Source organism: Caballeronia sp. M23-90, from assembly GCF_053574605.1.
The window spans coordinates 1-1,265 of sequence record NZ_JBSIPA010000829.1; the positions used below are offsets into that span (position 1 = coordinate 1).

2 protein-coding genes are annotated in these 1,265 nt (G+C 61.7%); one reads left to right on the plus strand and one right to left on the minus strand.

The window, feature by feature from the left end; all coding sequences use genetic code 11:
• On the minus strand, window positions 1-351 hold a 351-nt coding region (locus ACRXB1_RS36225; RefSeq protein ID WP_449494796.1), incomplete at its 3' end, for a Tex-like N-terminal domain-containing protein.
• A 200-nt stretch (window positions 352-551) separates the two neighbouring features.
• On the opposite strand from ACRXB1_RS36225, the gene ACRXB1_RS36230 reads away from it, so the two are divergent.
• On the plus strand, window positions 552-1,265 hold a 714-nt coding region (locus ACRXB1_RS36230; RefSeq protein ID WP_449494797.1), incomplete at its 3' end, for a hypothetical protein.

Genomic DNA, 1,265 nt, shown 5'->3' on the forward strand with positions numbered 1-1,265 from the left:
GCGGGTCCGCCGTTTCGGTTTGTACGGGAGATACAGGTCTTCGAGCACCTGCTTGCTGTCGGCGCCTTCCACGGCTGCGCGCAGTTCGGGCGTGAGCTTGCCCTGTTCGTCGATGCTCTGGACAATCGCCTCGCGCCGGTCCTCGAGCTCGCGGAGGTAGACGAGCCGCTCTTCGAGATTGCGCAATTGCGTATCGTCGAGATTGCCTGTCACTTCCTTTCGATAACGGGCGATGAACGGAACGGTGGAGCCTTCATCGAGAAGTTGCACGGTGGCGGCGACCTGGCGCGGCTGCACGCTCAACTCGGTGGCGATGCGCTGGACAATCTTGAGTGCTACGGTTTCCGTCATGGGTGTCTGCGTCTGCCTGCTGGCTCATCAGGGGCGTTTCCATGCCGCGCATTTCACTTGAATCCGCGCGAACACGTTTGCCGGGTTGGTGAAGCGGGGCATTTTGCCATAAATGCCGGAGGCCTCCGGCGCACGGTGATAGAATTTCGGCATCGTAGAAGCTGCATTTCAATACATTGTCCAACCCGCTGGCTATCACGTTGCCGACCTCCCGCCTTTCGCCCGCTTTGCCGACTGTACCAGTCGATTTGTTCGCCACGCGCCACGCCGCGCGCTCTTGCTCGCGGTGGTTTCATCCGCTTCGCGCCGCAATGGCCGTGCTGGCGTGCGCGGGTTTTGTTCAGGCAGCCACGGCGCAGACGCCCAGGCCTATCAATCCGGGCACGTCGGTCACAGAATCGCCGCTCGACGACGCCCGTGCGGCCAGCGCAAATGCCGCAAGTCCGGCGGACGCAGACACGGACGCGAACGGTTTCGGCGCGCGTCAGAAGGCGCTTGACACGCGCAGCGAGGAAAACAACTATCGGTATGCGGTCAAGCAGCACGATTGTTATAACGATTTTTTTGTCAATCATTGTCTTAATGCCGCGCGTGCAGCGAAACGCGATGTAAGCCAGGAAATCCGCAAGCAACAACTGGCGCTCGACGACGAACAACGTCTGCAACACGCGCAACAGCGGGACCAGCAAACGGCGCTCAAGCGCGCCCAGTACGAAGCAGATGCGCCGCAACGCGCAGCGACCGAAAAGGCGAGCGCGGAATCATTCGCTGAAAAGCAGCGCCAGAACGCACTGTCAGAAGCGCAGCGCACCGCAGAAGCGCCGCAACGGGCCCAGAATCAGGCGGCGTACGACCGCAAGCAGGCGGATTACCAGAAGAAGCTCGACGACGCCGCCGCGCGTGGCGCGCAGGAA